Origin of the sequence: Pseudomonas sp. 43(2021) (assembly GCF_017490805.1) — a bacterium.
GTDB lineage: Bacteria > Pseudomonadota > Gammaproteobacteria > Pseudomonadales > Pseudomonadaceae > Aquipseudomonas.
Map to the genome: position 1 here is coordinate 1 of NZ_JAFGYJ010000186.1, position 584 is coordinate 584.

At 59.6% G+C, this 584-nt stretch carries 1 protein-coding gene; it reads right to left on the bottom strand.

What is annotated here, in order from left to right; all coding sequences use genetic code 11:
* A partial coding sequence (locus J5M71_RS26665; protein WP_243434366.1) for an alpha/beta fold hydrolase occupies positions 1-584 on the bottom strand: 584 nt, incomplete at both ends.

The window sequence follows — 584 nt, forward strand, 5'->3', positions numbered from 1 at the left end:
TCACCGGCCGGTTGCAGCGCGGATTTACCCAGCAGCACGTTCTTCAGCTCGAGGCCGAAATGGGTCACGTGCCTGACGCTGTGAATCGGTTGTCTGATGGCCTGTTTCAGCACCATTCGAGCAGAGGCCAGCCATGCCTGCCAGTACAGCCACCAGGAATCGGTGTGCTTGGTCGAGTTTTCCTGCCAGTCATCGGCAGTCGCCGCCATCTCTTCGCTGGTCATGTAGCGCGATTTCGGATTGCCCGGCGGGTTGAGGATGCTCTGAATATGGCCGCTGCTCGACAGCACGAATTCGACTTTGCCGCCGAACAGCTGCGCCGACTTGTAGCAGGACTTCCACGGCGTGATGTGATCGTTGGTGCCGGCCAGCGAGAAGATGTCGGCGGTGACCTGCTTGAGGTCGATCGGCGTGCCGCACACTTCCAGTGCATTGGCGCGGATCAGTGGATTGGTTTTGAACATCTCGATCAGGTCGCCGTGGAACGCAGCGGGCAGGCGGGTGGTGTCGTTGTTCCAGAACAGGATGTCGAACACCGGCGGCTCGTTGCCGAGCAGGTAGTTGTTGACCCAGTAGTTCCAGAT